This is a genomic window from Pseudomonas sp. B21-031 (genome assembly GCF_024748985.1).
In the GTDB taxonomy this organism is placed as follows: Bacteria; Pseudomonadota; Gammaproteobacteria; order Pseudomonadales; family Pseudomonadaceae; genus Aquipseudomonas; species Aquipseudomonas kermanshahensis.
This window is the reverse complement of the sequence record NZ_CP087181.1, coordinates 5,868,158-5,881,347: the sequence shown is the minus strand read 5'-3', so window position 1 is coordinate 5,881,347 and position 13,190 is coordinate 5,868,158. Positions and strand designations below refer to the sequence as shown.

Here is a 13,190-nt window from a genome sequence, read left to right as displayed (position 1 = left end):
AAGGTGACGGGCAGGGCGCCCGTCACCAGGGGCATCACTCGATGACCAGGATCGCGTCCATCTCGACCTGGGAGCCTTTTGGCAGCGCGGCAACGCCAATGGCGGCGCGGGCTGGGTAAGGCTGTTCGAAGTAACGGCCCATCACTTCGTTGACCGTGGCGAAGTGGCTCAGGTCGGTGAGGAAGATGTTCAGCTTGACGATGTCCTTGAACGAGCCACCCGCGGCTTCAGCCACAGCCTTGAGGTTCTCGAAGACCTGCACGGTCTGGGCCTCGAAGCCTTCGACCAGTTCCATGGTCTTGGGGTCCAGTGGGATCTGGCCCGACATGTACACGGTGTTGCCAGCCTTGATTGCCTGGGAGTAGGTACCGATGGCGGCAGGGGCCTTGTCGCTGTTGATGACGGACTTGCTCATGATGACTCCTTGCGGTTGGCGGACTACGTACGCATGCGGGTGATGCGGACCACACCGGTCAAGGTACGCAGCTTCTTGATCACTCGTGCCAGGTGCACGCGGTCGTGCACGCTGACCACCAGTTGGACCACGCTGATACGGCCGTCGCGTTCGTCCATGCTGATCTTCTCGATGTTGCCGTCGGCGGCATTCACGCTGCTGGCCAGTAGCGCGATCAGGCCGCGCTGGTGTTCCAGCTCGACACGCAGCTCGACATTGAATTCGCCAGCGATGTCCTTGGCCCAGGAGAGCTGCACGCACTTCTCTGGGTTGTGGCGAATTTCACTGATGTTACGGCAGTTCTCCAGGTGCACGACCATGCCTTTGCCCGCCGACAGGTGGCCGACGATCGGGTCACCGGGGATCGGCGTGCAGCATTTGGCGTAGCTGAGCACCAGGCCTTCGGTGCCGCGAATGGCCAGCGGGCCTTCCGGCGTCGGCAGCTGTTCGCCTTCGGCCGACAACAGGCGCCGCGCCACCACATAGGCCATACGGTTGCCCAGGCCGATGTCTTCGAGCAGGTCTTCGATAAGCTCCAGGCGGTACTCGGCGAGAATCGCCTGAATGCGCTCCTGCGGGATCTTTTCGAGGCTGCTGTCGAAGCCGGTCAGCACCTTGTTCAGCAGGCGCTCGCCGAGGCTGATGGACTCGGAACGGCGCTGTTGCTTGAGGGCGTGGCGGATGTGCGTGCGTGCCTTGCCGGTGACCACGAAGTTGAGCCAGGCCGGGTTCGGCCGGGCGCCTGGCGCGCTGACGATCTCTACCGTCGAACCGCTTTGCAGCGGCTCCGACAGCGGCGCCAGGCGGCGGTTGATGCGGCAGGCGATGCAACTATTGCCCACGTCGGTGTGCACCGCATAGGCGAAGTCGACGGCCGTGGAGCCTTTCGGCAGCTCCATGATCCGGCCCTTGGGCGTAAAGACATAGACCTCGTCCGGGAACAGGTCGATCTTCACGCTCTCGATGAATTCCAGCGAGTTGCCCGCGCGCTGCTGCAGTTCGAGGATGCCCTTGACCCACTGGCGGGCCCGCGCGTGGCTGCCTTTTGGCTGCTCGTCGTCGTTGGACTTGTACAGCCAGTGGGCGGCGATGCCGTTGTTGGCCATCTCTTCCATCTCGCGGGTGCGGATCTGGATTTCGATGGGCACGCCGTGCATGCCGAACAGCGTGGTGTGCAACGACTGGTAGCCGTTGGCCTTGGGGATCGCGATGTAGTCCTTGAAGCGACCGGGCAGCGGCTTGTACAGGTTGTGCACGGCGCCGAGCACGCGGTAGCAGGTGTCGACCTTGTCGACGATGATGCGGAAGGCATACACGTCCATGATCTCGTTGAAGGCGCGGCGCTTGCCGCGCATCTTCTTGTAGATGCCATAGAGGTGTTTCTGCCGGCCGCTGACCTCGCCCTGAATGCCGTCGGCAGCCAGGCAGTTGGCCAGCGATTGTTCGATTTTAGCGACGATCTCTTTGCGGTTGCCGCGGGCGCTCTTGACCGCCCGGTGAATCAGCGACGAACGCATTGGGTGCATGGCCTTGAAGCCAAGGTCTTCGAATTCGACGCGCACGGTGTGCATGCCCAGCCGATTGGCGATGGGGGCGTAGATTTCGAGGGTTTCCTTGGCAATGCGCCGGCGTTTTTCACCGGACAGCACTTCCAGCGTGCGCATGTTGTGCAGGCGGTCGGCCAGCTTGACCAGGATCACGCGGATATCGCGGGCCATGGCCATGGCCATTTTCTGGAAGTTCTCGGCCTGCGCCTCGGCCTTGGTCTCGAAGTTCATCTGGGTCAGCTTGCTGACCCCATCGACCAGTTCGGCAACCGTCTCGCCAAATTGCTGGCAGAGGGCTTCCTTGGCGATGCCGGTGTCTTCGATCACATCGTGCAGCATGGCCGCCATCAGGCTCTGATGGTCCATGTGCATGTCGGCGAGGATGCTGGCCACGGCCAGCGGGTGGGTCACGTAGGGCTCGCCGCTGCGGCGGCGCTGCCCATCGTGGGCCTGCTCGGCATAGAAATAGGCGCGCCGAACCAGGTTGACCTGTTCGGGGCCCAGGTAGGTCGACAGCCGTTCGGCTAAGGCTTCTATACCCGGCATGGGTTCACCTCTTGCAGAGGAAGAGGGCCTTGTGCCGCGCGACGTCGACCTGGCATCAATCAGACAGCCTCGTTGGACTCGTCCTCGAACGCGGCGAAGACCGGATCCTCGGTGACGATCTCTTCAGCAGCGATGAACTCGTTGGTGACGATGCCTTCGGCGATTTCACGCAGGGCAACAACGGTCGGCTTGTCGTTTTCCCACGCGACGCGTGGCTCTTTGCCGCCGGTCGCCAGCTGACGGGCGCGCTTGGTCGAGAGCATGACCAGCTCAAAGCGGTTATCCACGTGTTCCAGGCAGTCTTCAACAGTTACGCGGGCCATGGTCTTCCTCAGTAGCAATTGCGGTGGGCGTGCAGCCCAATATGGGCAGGCGGACTCGATAGTATAAAAATTCACCAGCCAATAGGGAAGCGCTGTTTTGCCACGCGCGGATCAGGCCAGCCCCTGTGGGGGCGGGTTTAGCCGCGAAAGGGCCGCAACAGACACCCTCCTCTTGTATCTCACAACATCGCGTCGCGCAACCGCGGGGTCAATTCCTCGAATAATGTCTGCACCGAGCGCAGCGCCCGGCAATCGGGCCGGGTCAGCAGCCACAGTTGGGTGTCGCAACCGGGCAGTGGGCCGCTCAGCGCATCGACGCCAGGCAAGGCATGCACCATGTAGTCGGGCAGCGCCGCCACGCCCAGCCCGGTGCTGACCAGTTGCGCAATGGTCGACATGCCGCTGCATTGGTAGCGTGGGCTCAACCCAGGGTATTGCTGGTTGCGCCAGACCACGGTCGGGTGGTCCTGCATCGAGTCGTCCGGGGCAATCCACGGCACGCTGCTGGCCGACTCGGTCAGCCGTTCGCGCCACTGCGGCTGGCCGCAGATCACGTAGGAGGTCGAGCCCAGGCAACGGCCTACCAGGTGTTCGGGCGGCGTATTGGTCAGGCGCAGGGCGATGTCGGCATCGCGCCGGCTGAGGTTGGCGAAGGTGTTGGAGGTGCCCATTTCCAGCGACAATGCCGGGTAATTGGGCATGAAGTCGGCCAATGCCGGCAGCAGCAGGCTGTGCATTACCGCCTCGGTGCAGGTCAGCCGTACCGTGCCGCTGACCACCTGTTCGCCGCTGGTCATGGCGATGCGCGCGGCCTCCAGGGCCTGTTCGGCGCGCTCGGCCTGCTCGGCCAGAGCCTGGGCGGTGTCGGTGGGCAGGTAGCCTTTACGGCTTTTGACGAACAGCGCGGTGCCCAGTGCCGACTCGAGGCGACGGATCGAGCGGAACACCGTCGAGACGTCCACCTTGAGCAGTTCGGCAGCCTTGGCCAACGAGCGGCCACGTTCCAGGGCCAGGACCAGGGAGAGGTCGGCGTGGGTAATCTGATATTGCATTGATGCACGCTCTGCTTGCCGAAATGCCAATGTCTGTTGCGTTGAGGCCATTTTATAGTGGAACCGCCCCTGGGAATCAATGCGCCCGGTCGGGCAACCAATCCCCACGATGGGAAAGTGAAAAAAACAACAGCTGCAACCATCGTCGCCCGTGAGGCGCCAGCCGTATCCCCACATCGCCGCAGCAAATCAAAGGATGTACACCATGACGTCGGTCACCCCGTGCGCCAGTTCTTCCAGCGAGATGAAAGACTTCCTCCAGGCCCATCCGGATACGCAGTATGTCGATCTGCTGATCTCCGACATGAATGGCGTGGTACGCGGCAAGCGCATCGAGCGGGCCAGCCTGCACAAGGTGTACGAAAAAGGCATCAACCTGCCGGCGTCACTGTTTGCCCTCGACATCAACGGTTCGACCGTTGAAAGCACCGGCCTGGGCCTGGACATCGGCGATGCCGACCGCATCTGCTACCCGATCCCCGGCACGCTGTGCAACGAGCCGTGGCAGAAACGTCCGACCGCTCAGCTGCTGATGACCATGCACGAGATCGAAGGCCAGCCTTTCTTCGCCGACCCGCGCGAAGTGCTGCGCCAGGTGGTGAGCAAGTTCGACGACCTGGGCCTGGATATCTGCGCGGCGTTCGAGCTTGAGTTCTACCTGATCGACCAGGACAACCTCAACGGCCGCCCGCAACCGCCGCGCTCGCCTATTTCGGGCAAGCGCCCACAGTCGACCCAGGTGTACCTGATCGACGACCTCGACGAATACGCCGACTGCCTGCAAGACATGCTCGAAGCGGCCAAGGAGCAAGGCCTGCCGGCCGATGCCATCGTCAAGGAAAGCGCCCCGGCGCAGTTCGAGGTCAACCTGCACCACGTTGCCGACCCGCTGAAGGCCTGCGACTACGCCATCCTGCTCAAGCGCCTGATCAAGAACGTGGCCTACGACCATGAGATGGACACCACCTTCATGGCCAAGCCCTACCCGGGCCAGGCGGGCAACGGGCTGCACGTGCACATTTCGCTGCTGGACAAGAAAACCGGCAAGAACATCTTTGCCAGCAGTGACCCGCTGGAAAGCGACGCGCTGCGCCACGCCATCGGTGGCGTGCTGGAGACCATGCCGGCGTCGATGGCCTTCCTTTGCCCGAACATCAACTCGTACCGCCGTTTCGGCGCGCAGTTCTATGTGCCCAACGCGCCGAGCTGGGGCCTGGACAACCGCACCGTCGCGGTTCGCGTGCCGACCGACAGCAGCGAAAACGTGCGCATCGAGCACCGTGTGGCCGGCGCTGACGCCAACCCGTACCTGATGCTCGCGGCCATTCTCGCCGGTATTCACCACGGCCTGACCAGCAAGGTCGAGCCGGGTGAGCCGATTGAAGGCAACTCGTACGAACAACTGGAACAGAGCCTGCCGAACAACCTGCGCGATGCCCTGCGCGCGCTGGATGACAGCGAAGTGCTCAATCAATACATCAGCCCGGATTACATCGATATCTTCGTCGCCTGCAAGGAAAGCGAGTTGGCCGAGTTTGAAGTGTCGATCTCCGACCTCGAGTACAACTGGTACCTGCACACGGTGTAAGCCCATGAGCGCAAATGCGGTCCCCTTGATCGGTATCAGCGCCTGCCGCCAGCAGGTGGGGAAGAACTCGTCGCACACGGTGGGCGACAAGTATGTCGAGGCGGCCGGCTTTGCCGGGCTGCCGCTGATTTTGCCGGCGCGCGACGGGGGCAGTGATACCCCCGCGCTGCTGGCCCAGCTCGACGGCATTCTTTTTACCGGCTCGCCTTCAAATATCGAACCGCATCATTACAATGGCGCCCCCAGCACGGAGGGTACCCGGCATGATCGCGCGCGCGATCGCCTGACCCTGCCGCTGCTGCAGGCGGCGATTGCCGCCGGTGTGCCGGTGTTCTGCATTTGCCGTGGGTTCCAGGAATTGAATGTGGCCCTTGGCGGCACCTTGCACCAGCGTGTGCAGGAGCTGCCTGGCTACCTTGACCACCGCGAACCTGAGGACGCACCCCTGGAGGTGCAATACGGCCCTCGTCACCCCGTTGGCATCGCGCCTGGCGGGTTGTTCGAGCGCCTGGGCCTGGCTGCGCAATTCGAGGTCAACTCGTTGCACAGCCAGGGCATCGACCGCCTGGCCCCTGGGCTGCGCGTCGAGGCGCGGGCCCCGGATGGCCTGATCGAAGCGGTGTCGATGCCAGATGCGCCGGGCTTCGTGCTTGGCGTGCAGTGGCACCCCGAATGGCGTTTTGCCGAAAACCCGGTCTCCCGGCGCCTTTTCCAGGCGTTCCGCGAGGCCTGTATTGCCCATGCTGCACGGGAGGGTACGCGCCAGAAGGCATTCTGACGTCACCCGAAAGTCTCGGATGACGCACCCCCTGTTGCAAGCTTTCAATGAGTGAAAGCGGGCCTTGTACGCAAGGCCCGCGAAAACAATTCCAAAATTTACGGCACATACTCATGAGCGATTACACAGAAGCCGGCCGCCCACCCGATGTGGCGGCCGACGCGGGCAACACCCAGCGCAGCAAGGGCTTGGCCAAAGGCCGCCTGGGCTTGTTGGCCAGCGTGGTGCTGGGCATTTCCACCATCGCCCCGGTCTATACCCTGACCGGCGCACTTGGCCCAACCGTGCGAGAGGTCGGTGCCCACCTGCCTGCGGTATTCATCGTCGGCTTCCTGCCGATGCTGCTGGTCGCCCTCGGCTATCGCGAGCTGAACTCGGCAGAGCCGGACAGCGGCACCTCGTTCACCTGGTCGGCGCGCGCCTTTGGCCCGATGATCGGCTGGATCGGGGGCTGGGGGCTGGTGGTCGCCACCACCATCGTGCTGTCGAACCTGGCAGGCGTGGCGGTCGACTTCTTCTACCTGTTCCTGGGGCAGATCACCGGCAACCATGGCCTGGCGGCCTTGGCGGATAACCTGCTGATCAACATCAGTACCTGTTGCGTGTTCATCGCCCTGGCGGTGTGGATCTGCTGTCGCGGCATAGCCACCACCATGACGGTGCAGTACGGCCTGGTGGCCCTGCAGTTGCTGGTGCTGATCGGCTTTGCCTTCGCCGCCTTCGGTGGCACCACTGCGCCGCCACCGCTGGAATTCGATTTCGCCTGGTTCAACCCGTTCGGTGTCGAGTCGTTCTCGGCCTTTGCCGCGGGGCTTTCACTGTCGATCTTCATCTTCTGGGGCTGGGACACCTGCCTGACCGTCAGCGAAGAGTCGGTGGGCAGCGAAGAGGTGCCGGGCAAGGCCGCCACCTGGACCGTGATGTTGATCCTCGGCCTGTACCTGTTCACCGCCATTGCCACCCTGCAGTTTGCCGGTATCAGCGAAACGGGCCTGGGCCTGAACAACCCGCGCATCCAGGAGAACGTCTTTGCCCACCTGGCCGGCCCGGTCATGGGGCCGCTGGCGATCCTGATGTCCATCGCCGTGCTGGCCAGCACCGCAGCGTCGCTGCAGTCGACCTTCGTGGCACCGGCGCGCACCCTGCTGGCCATGGGTTACTACGGTGCGGTACCGCCTAAATTCGCCAGCGTTTGCCCGCGTTCGCAAACCCCGCGCTACGCCACCATCTGCGCTGGCCTGGCCGCCGGCCTGTTCTACGTGACCATGCGTACCCTGAGCGAGAACGTGTTGGCCGACACCATCACCGCGCTGGGCATGATGATCTGCTTCTACTATTCGCTGACTGCGTTTGCCTGTGTCTGGTACTTCCGCGACAGCCTGTTCGACAGCGTGCGCCACTTCATCATGCGCGGCCTGTGCCCGCTGGTCGGTGGGGTCATCTTGTCGGTGATCTTCGCGCGTACCGCGATCGACAGCGCCTCGCCAGACTTCGGCAGCGGCTCGCATGTGGGTGGGCTGGGGCTGGTGTTCGTGATTGCCGCGATCATTTCGGTGCTCGGCATCGGGCTGATGCTGCTGTCGCGGATGCGGGCGCCGGCGTACTTCCTGGGGGCGACCCTGCGTCAGCAGGCGACCCTGCCGCTGGCGGAGTAATGCAGAGGGGGCGCTTTGCGCCCCATTCGCAGCACAAGGCTGCTCCTACATCCTTGCCTTTGTAGGAGCAGCCTTGTGCTGCGAATGGGCTGCAAAGCAGCCCCGCGCGGTCTCTCAGGAGAGCAGTTCTTTCAGCAGCCCACCGTGGCGCTGCTGTTGCTTCTTCAACTGCAGGCGATTCGAGCGGAACACCGCCTTCAATTCCTCCAGCGCAACGCCGAAGTCATCATTGATGATCAGGTAATCGTACTCGTCGTAGTGCACCATCTCGCTGACCGCTTCTTTCATGCGCCCGGCGATGATCTCCTCACTGTCCTGCCCACGCCCGTCCAGGCGCTGACGCAGCGCTTCCTGGCTGGGTGGCAGGATGAACACCGAGAGTGCCTCGGGCATCAGCTTGCGCACCTGCTGGGCACCTTGCCAGTCGATTTCCAGGATCAGGTCGAAGCCCTGGTCGAGGGTCTGCTGCAGTGCGCTGCGCGAGGTGCCGTAGAAGTTGCCGAACACTTCGGCATGCTCGAGGAAGTCGCCTTGCTCGATCAGCGCCTTGAATTCTTCGTGCACGACGAAGTGGTAGTTCACCCCGTGCTGCTCACCTGGGCGCATGGCGCGGGTGGTGTGCGAGACCGAGACGCGGATTTGCGTGTCGTCCTGGGTCAGGGCCGTTACCAAGCTGGTCTTGCCGGCACCCGAAGGGGCCGAAACGATGTAGAGGGTGCCGCTGCTGTGATTCATGGTCGGGGTGGCCTTACTCGATGTTCTGTACTTGTTCACGCATCTGTTCGATCAATACCTTCAGGTTGACCGCCGCTTGCGTGCTACGCGGGTCGAATGCCTTGGAGCCGAGGGTATTGGCTTCGCGATTGAGTTCCTGCATCAGGAAGTCCAGGCGCCGGCCGGCCGCGCCGCCCGACTTGAGCACGCGGCGCACTTCGGTGACGTGGGTGGCGAGGCGGTCGAGCTCTTCGGCGACGTCGCTTTTTTGCGCCAGCAGCACCATCTCCTGCTCCAGGCGCTGCGGGTCGAGCTCAGCCTGCATGTCGCCGAAGCGGTCGAGAATTTTCTGCCGCTGGGCCGCCAGCATCTGCGGCACCAGGGCGCGCAGGGTGGTGACCTCGGTGGTCATGTTGTCCAGGCGTTCGTTGATCAGCCGAGCCAGCTCCTGGCCTTCACGCAGGCGCCCGGCCTTGAGCTCGGCCAGCGCGTCGTCGAACAGCGCCACGGCCTCGGCGATCAGCGCTTGCGGGTCGCTGGCGTCGGCGACCAGCACGCCCGGCCACGACAGCACTTCCAGGGGGTTCAGCGGGGCCGGCTGCTTGATCAAGCCAGCCACCTCTTCGGCGGCGGCGACCAGCTGCGCGGCGCGCTCACGGTCCACTTTCAGTGGCTTGCCGGTGCTGTCTTCGTTGAGGCGCAAGGTGCATTCCACCTTGCCGCGCGACAGCCCCTGGCGCAGGCCTTCACGTACCGCGCCTTCGAGGTCGCGTAGGGCCTCGGGCAGGCGCAGGTGCGGCTCCAGGTAGCGGTGGTTGACCGAGCGCAGCTCCCAGACCAGGGTGCCTTGGCTGCCGGCGCGCTCGACACGAGCAAAAGCGGTCATGCTGTGCACCATGGGGAGTACCTCGCGTAGATGAATGAACAGGGAAGCCTCTCGGCTGCAAGGCGCAGGATTGTAGCGCAGTGGGGCCTCGGCGCCCAATCCAGCCATGTTACAGAGGGCGAAATGCGCAGTGGGAAAAGGCGACAGGCTGTCAGGGGCGCGACAATAGGCGTGTCCTCCCGCAGCTGCCGGCTCTATAATGCTCGGCAGATTCAAGTCCCAGTACAGGTATCCCAGATGAAACGTCCAAGTGGTCGCGCCGCCGATCAGCTCCGCTCGATCCGCATCACCCGCAACTACACCAAGCACGCCGAAGGGTCGGTACTGGTCGAGTTCGGTGACACCAAGGTCATCTGCACGGTCAGCGTGGAGAATGGTGTGCCCCGCTTCCTCAAAGGCCAGGGCCAAGGCTGGCTGACAGCCGAATACGGCATGCTGCCGCGCTCCACCGGCGAGCGTAACCAGCGCGAAGCCAGCCGTGGCAAGCAGGGCGGCCGCACCCTGGAAATCCAGCGCCTGATCGGCCGCTCGCTGCGCGCCGCGCTGGACATGAGCAAGCTCGGTGACATCACCCTGTACATCGACTGCGACGTGATCCAGGCCGACGGTGGCACCCGCACCGCGTCGATCACTGGCGCCATGGTCGCCCTGTGCGATGCGCTGGCCGTGATCAAGAAGCGTGGCGGCCTCAAGGCTGGCAACCCGCTCAAGCACATGATCGCCGCGGTTTCCGTGGGCATGTACCAAGGCGAGGCCGTGCTGGACCTGGACTACCTGGAAGACTCCGCCGCCGAGACCGACCTGAACGTGGTCATGACCAGCGCCGGTGGTTTCATCGAGGTACAGGGCACTGCCGAGGGCGCGCCGTTCCAGCCTGAAGACCTGAACGCCATGCTCGCCGTGGCGCAGAAGGGCATGAACGAGATCTTCGAGCTGCAGCAGGCCGCACTGGCCGACTGACTCATAGCAATTGGGGCCGCTTCGCGGCCCATCGCCGGCAAGCCAGCTCCCACCGCGACTGCGCAAACTTCAAGTCATGCGCTATGCCCGTGGGAGCCGGCTTGCCGGCGATGGGGCGCGAAGCGGCCCCAATGGTTTTCTAGATGGTCAACGTCCAGTCATAGTCCACAATCAGCGGCGCATGCTGCGAGAAGCGCGGCTGACGCGGCAGGCGGGCGTTACGCACGAAGCGGCGCAGGCCTGGGGTGAGGATCTGGTAGTCGAACCGGTAGCCCAGGTTGAGCATCTCGGCCTGTTCGTTGTCCGGCCACCAGCTGTACTGGTCGCCTTCACGGCTGACTTCACGCAGGGCATCCACGTAGCCCATCTCGCCCGTGATCGCGTCCATCCAGGCACGCTCCGGTGCCAGGAAGCCAGGCGATTGCTGGCTGTCGCGCCAGTTTTTGATGTCGAGCTTCTGCTGCGCCACGTAGAACGAGCCGCAATAGATGTACTCGCGACGCTTGCGCCGCTGTTTGTCCAGGTACTTGGCGAAGTCGTCCATCAACTTGAATTTCTGGTTCAAGTCTTCGTCGCCGTTCATGCCCGAAGGCAGCAGCAGGCTGGCAATACTGACTTTGTCGAAATCTGCTTGCAGGTAACGCCCGTAACGGTCGGCTGTCTCGAAGCCCAGGCCGGTGATGACTGCCTTGGGCTGCATGCGCGAGTAAAGGGCTACGCCACCTTGGGCGGGCACCTCCGCGTCGCAGGCATAAAGGAAATAGCCATCGAGCTGGAAAGCTGGGTCGTCGAGTTCAAAGGCCGAGGCGCGGGTATCCTGAAGGCAGATGACGTCGGCATTCTGGGCTTGCAGCCAGCTGAGCAAACCACGCTCGGCCGCAGCCTGAATGCCATTTACGTTCACACTGATGATCCGCATAAATGGCCCCAAAAATCTCGTGCGTGTATGATACCCGAGCTCAACTCATTTAGCTAAATCCGTGGTGTCCGGGACTTTCCATGCAGCCGTATCAGCGCGACTTCATTCGTTTTGCCATCGACCGCGGCGTTCTGCGCTTCGGCGAATTCACCCTGAAATCGGGGCGTACCAGCCCGTACTTCTTCAATGCCGGCCTGTTCAACACAGGTTCTGCACTGGCGCAGTTGGGCCGTTGCTACGCGGCGGCCATCGTCGACAGCAAGATCCCGTTCGACGTGCTGTTTGGCCCAGCCTACAAGGGTATCCCCCTGGCGGCGACCACCGCCGTGGCCCTGGCCGATCAGCATCAGCTCGACGTGCCATGGTGCTTCAACCGCAAAGAAGCCAAGGATCACGGCGAAGGCGGCAGCCTGGTTGGCGCGCCTTTGGCCGGTGACGTACTGATCATCGACGACGTGATCACGGCCGGCACGGCCATCCGTGAAGTCATGCAGATCATCAATGCCCAGCAGGCCAAGGCCGCTGGCGTGCTGATCGCGCTGAACCGCGAAGAGCGCGGCAATGGCGAGCTGTCGGCGATCCAGGAAGTGGAGCGTGACTTCGGTATTCCGGTGGTCAGCATCGTTTCGCTGACCCAGGTGCTGGAGTTCCTGGCCGATGATCCGCAGCTCAAGCAGCATCTGCCTGCTGTTGAAGCGTATCGGGCGCAGTACGGGATCTGATTCCGGCTGGGTAATAAAAAAGGCGACCTTTGGATGAAGGTCGCCTTTTTTGTGTCGCCTGTCCTGGCCTCTTCGCGGGTAAACCCGCCAAGAGGTCTGGACAGGCTAACGAGTCACTCAGCGCGGCTTGCGGTTGGTGATCAGCGTACCCACGCCGCTGTCGGTGAAGATCTCCAGCAGCACCGCATTCGGCACGCGGCCGTCGATGATGTGCGAGCTGTTCACGCCGCCCTGCACCGCATCCAGCGCGCACTTGATCTTCGGCAGCATGCCGCCGTAGATGGTGCCGTCGGCGATCAGTTCGTTGACTTGCTCAGTGGTCAGGCCGGTCAGCACCTGGCCCTGCTTGTCCATCAGGCCGGCGATGTTGGTCAGCAGCATCAGCTTCTCGGCTTTCAGCGCCTCGGCTACCTTGCCCGCCACCAGGTCGGCGTTGATGTTGTACGACTCACCGTTGGCGCCCACGCCGATCGGCGCGATCACCGGGATGAAGTCACCCTTGACCAGCATGTTCAGCAAGTCGGTGTTCACGCTCACGACTTCGCCGACATGGCCGATGTCGATGATTTCCGGGGTGGTCATCTCTGGCGTCTGGCGGCTGACGGTCAGCTTCTTGGCGCGGATCAGCTCCGCGTCCTTGCCGGTCAGGCCGATGGCGCTGCCGCCGTGGCGGTTGATCAGGTTGACGATGTCCTTGTTGACCTGGCCGCCCAATACCATCTCGACCACGTCCATGGTGGCCGAGTCGGTCACGCGCATGCCGTCGATGAAGTGGCTTTCGATCGACAGGCGCTTGAGCAGGTCACCGATCTGTGGGCCACCACCGTGGACCACCACCGGGTTGATGCCCACAGCCTTCATCAGCACGATGTCACGGGCGAAGCCGGTTTTGAGCTCCTCGCTCTCCATCGCGTTGCCGCCGTACTTGATCACCAGTGTCTTGCCGACAAAGCGGCGGATGTAAGGCAGTGCTTCGGACAAAACTTCGGCTACATGGGAAGCGGCATCGCGATCGAGGGTCATGCAGGGCTCCTGTAAGGAACAGA

The 13,190-nt window shown here is 63.1% G+C and carries 13 protein-coding genes; 5 read left to right on the top strand and 8 right to left on the bottom strand.

What is annotated here, in order from left to right; genetic code table 11:
• Positions 1–34: 34 nt before the first annotated feature.
• From LOY53_RS26215 to LOY53_RS26200, 4 genes are all read right to left on the bottom strand, one after another.
• Entirely contained in the window at positions 35–415 is a 381-nt protein-coding gene (locus LOY53_RS26215) for a RidA family protein (RefSeq protein ID WP_258703442.1), read from the bottom strand.
• Between the two features lie 23 nt (positions 416–438).
• On the bottom strand, positions 439–2,547 hold the full coding sequence (spoT, locus tag LOY53_RS26210) for a bifunctional GTP diphosphokinase/guanosine-3',5'-bis pyrophosphate 3'-pyrophosphohydrolase (protein ID WP_027592150.1): 2,109 nt from the start codon (positions 2,545–2,547) through the stop codon (positions 439–441).
• A 59-nt stretch (positions 2,548–2,606) separates the two neighbouring features.
• Positions 2,607–2,870, bottom strand: a complete 264-nt coding sequence (gene rpoZ, locus LOY53_RS26205; protein WP_012312123.1) for a DNA-directed RNA polymerase subunit omega — start codon at positions 2,868–2,870, stop codon at positions 2,607–2,609.
• Positions 2,871–3,049: 179 nt separating this feature from the next.
• Entirely contained in the window at positions 3,050–3,922 is an 873-nt protein-coding gene (locus LOY53_RS26200; RefSeq protein ID WP_027592151.1) for a LysR family transcriptional regulator, read from the bottom strand.
• 244 nt (positions 3,923–4,166) lie between these two features.
• Between LOY53_RS26200 and LOY53_RS26195 the strand changes: the two genes are divergently transcribed.
• The 3 genes from LOY53_RS26195 (at position 4,167) to LOY53_RS26185 (ending at position 7,943) form a co-directional block, all read left to right on the top strand.
• Positions 4,167–5,510, top strand: a complete 1,344-nt coding sequence (locus tag LOY53_RS26195) for a glutamine synthetase family protein (protein ID WP_371097094.1) — start codon at positions 4,167–4,169, stop codon at positions 5,508–5,510.
• Between the two features lie 4 nt (positions 5,511–5,514).
• On the top strand, positions 5,515–6,288 hold the full coding sequence (locus LOY53_RS26190; protein WP_099430802.1) for a gamma-glutamyl-gamma-aminobutyrate hydrolase family protein: 774 nt from the start codon (positions 5,515–5,517) through the stop codon (positions 6,286–6,288).
• A 113-nt stretch (positions 6,289–6,401) separates the two neighbouring features.
• Complete coding sequence (locus LOY53_RS26185; RefSeq protein ID WP_252826246.1) at positions 6,402–7,943, top strand: APC family permease; 1,542 nt, start codon at positions 6,402–6,404, stop codon at positions 7,941–7,943.
• Positions 7,944–8,057: 114 nt separating this feature from the next.
• On the opposite strand, the gene gmk is transcribed toward LOY53_RS26185, so the two are convergent.
• Together gmk and LOY53_RS26175 are read right to left on the bottom strand one after the other, a co-directional pair.
• Positions 8,058–8,678 (bottom strand): guanylate kinase, encoded by a 621-nt coding sequence (gene gmk, locus LOY53_RS26180; RefSeq protein ID WP_099455722.1) that lies wholly within the window; start codon positions 8,676–8,678, stop codon positions 8,058–8,060.
• A 13-nt stretch (positions 8,679–8,691) separates the two neighbouring features.
• Complete coding sequence (locus tag LOY53_RS26175; RefSeq protein WP_258703441.1) at positions 8,692–9,555, bottom strand: YicC/YloC family endoribonuclease; 864 nt, start codon at positions 9,553–9,555, stop codon at positions 8,692–8,694.
• A 225-nt stretch (positions 9,556–9,780) separates the two neighbouring features.
• Between LOY53_RS26175 and rph the strand changes: the two genes are divergently transcribed.
• The gene (gene rph / locus LOY53_RS26170) at positions 9,781–10,503 is read left to right on the top strand and encodes a ribonuclease PH (RefSeq protein WP_027592157.1); all 723 of its coding nucleotides are present in this window, start codon (positions 9,781–9,783) and stop codon (positions 10,501–10,503) included.
• A gap of 139 nt (positions 10,504–10,642) precedes the next feature.
• On the opposite strand, the gene LOY53_RS26165 is transcribed toward rph, so the two are convergent.
• Positions 10,643–11,422: an exodeoxyribonuclease III gene (locus LOY53_RS26165; RefSeq protein ID WP_003253401.1), complete on the bottom strand. Its 780-nt coding sequence runs from the start codon at positions 11,420–11,422 to the stop codon at positions 10,643–10,645.
• 80 nt (positions 11,423–11,502) lie between these two features.
• Between LOY53_RS26165 and pyrE the strand changes: the two genes are divergently transcribed.
• Complete coding sequence (pyrE, locus tag LOY53_RS26160) at positions 11,503–12,144, top strand: orotate phosphoribosyltransferase (protein ID WP_008091580.1); 642 nt, start codon at positions 11,503–11,505, stop codon at positions 12,142–12,144.
• A gap of 117 nt (positions 12,145–12,261) precedes the next feature.
• On the opposite strand, the gene argB is transcribed toward pyrE, so the two are convergent.
• Positions 12,262–13,167 (bottom strand): acetylglutamate kinase, encoded by a 906-nt coding sequence (argB, locus tag LOY53_RS26155; protein WP_027592158.1) that lies wholly within the window; start codon positions 13,165–13,167, stop codon positions 12,262–12,264.
• Positions 13,168–13,190 lie beyond the last annotated feature (23 nt).

Coding starts and splice junctions, on each gene's coding strand:
- LOY53_RS26215 (WP_258703442.1), bottom strand. CDS start 415: ATGAGCAAGTCCGTCATCAACAGCGACAAGGCCCCTGCCGCCATCGGT.
- spoT (WP_027592150.1), bottom strand. CDS start 2,547: ATGCCGGGTATAGAAGCCTTAGCCGAACGGCTGTCGACCTACCTGGGC.
- rpoZ (WP_012312123.1), bottom strand. CDS start 2,870: ATGGCCCGCGTAACTGTTGAAGACTGCCTGGAACACGTGGATAACCGC.
- LOY53_RS26200 (WP_027592151.1), bottom strand. CDS start 3,922: ATGCAATATCAGATTACCCACGCCGACCTCTCCCTGGTCCTGGCCCTG.
- LOY53_RS26195 (WP_371097094.1), top strand. CDS start 4,167: ATGAAAGACTTCCTCCAGGCCCATCCGGATACGCAGTATGTCGATCTG.
- LOY53_RS26190 (WP_099430802.1), top strand. CDS start 5,515: ATGAGCGCAAATGCGGTCCCCTTGATCGGTATCAGCGCCTGCCGCCAG.
- LOY53_RS26185 (WP_252826246.1), top strand. CDS start 6,402: ATGAGCGATTACACAGAAGCCGGCCGCCCACCCGATGTGGCGGCCGAC.
- gmk (WP_099455722.1), bottom strand. CDS start 8,678: ATGAATCACAGCAGCGGCACCCTCTACATCGTTTCGGCCCCTTCGGGT.
- LOY53_RS26175 (WP_258703441.1), bottom strand. CDS start 9,555: ATGGTGCACAGCATGACCGCTTTTGCTCGTGTCGAGCGCGCCGGCAGC.
- rph (WP_027592157.1), top strand. CDS start 9,781: ATGAAACGTCCAAGTGGTCGCGCCGCCGATCAGCTCCGCTCGATCCGC.
- LOY53_RS26165 (WP_003253401.1), bottom strand. CDS start 11,422: ATGCGGATCATCAGTGTGAACGTAAATGGCATTCAGGCTGCGGCCGAG.
- pyrE (WP_008091580.1), top strand. CDS start 11,503: ATGCAGCCGTATCAGCGCGACTTCATTCGTTTTGCCATCGACCGCGGC.
- argB (WP_027592158.1), bottom strand. CDS start 13,167: ATGACCCTCGATCGCGATGCCGCTTCCCATGTAGCCGAAGTTTTGTCC.